General features: G+C 53.2%; 1 rRNA gene. It reads right to left on the bottom strand.

What is annotated here, in order from left to right:
• Window positions 1-821, bottom strand: a 23S ribosomal RNA gene (locus tag ACTHPG_RS28160); the annotation flags it as partial.

Raw genomic sequence — 821 nt, 5'->3', positions numbered from 1 at the left:
ACTGCTTAGACGGACATCCATCAGTCCGCGTCACTACCCTACTGCGTCCCCCCATTGCTCATAACGGTTTATGGTGGTACAGGAATTTCGACCTGTTGTCCTTCGACTACGCCTTTCGGCCTCGCCTTAGGTCCCGACTTACCCTGAGCGGACGAGCCTTCCTCAGGAACCCTTAGGCTTTCGGCGGATCAGATTCTCACTGATCTTTTCGTTACTCATACCGGCATTCTCACTTGTATAATGTCCAGCGCTCCTTACGGTACACCTTCAACCCTTATACAACGCTCCCCTACCCCTGATGCAAGCATCAAGCCATAGCTTCGGTGGTGTGTTTAGCCCCGTTACATTTTCGGCGCAGAGTCACTCGACCAGTGAGCTATTACGCACTCTTTCAATGGTGGCTGCTTCTAAGCCAACATCCTGGTTGTCTGTGCAACTCCACATCCTTTCCCACTTAACACACACTTGGGGACCTTAGCTGATGGTCTGGGCTGTTTCCCTTTTGACAATGGATCTTAGCACTCACTGTCTGACTCCCGGAAGTAAGTCTATGGCATTCGGAGTTTGACTGAGCTTGGTAACCCTTGCGGGCCCCGCACCCAATCAGTGCTCTACCTCCACGACTCTGTTTTCCGAGGCTAGCCCTAAAGCTATTTCGGGGAGAACCAGCTATCTCCGAGTTCGATTGGAATTTCTCCGCTACCCCCACCTCATCCCCGCACTTTTCAACGTGCGTGGGTTCGGGCCTCCAGTGCGTGTTACCGCACCTTCACCCTGGACAGGGGTAGATCACCCGGTTTCGGGTCTACGTCCACGTACTA

It is taken from the genome of Paenibacillus sp. SAF-068, from assembly GCF_051967555.1.
Taxonomy (GTDB): Bacteria; Bacillota; Bacilli; order Paenibacillales; family Paenibacillaceae; genus Paenibacillus.
This window is presented reverse-complemented; position numbering and strand designations above follow the sequence as displayed.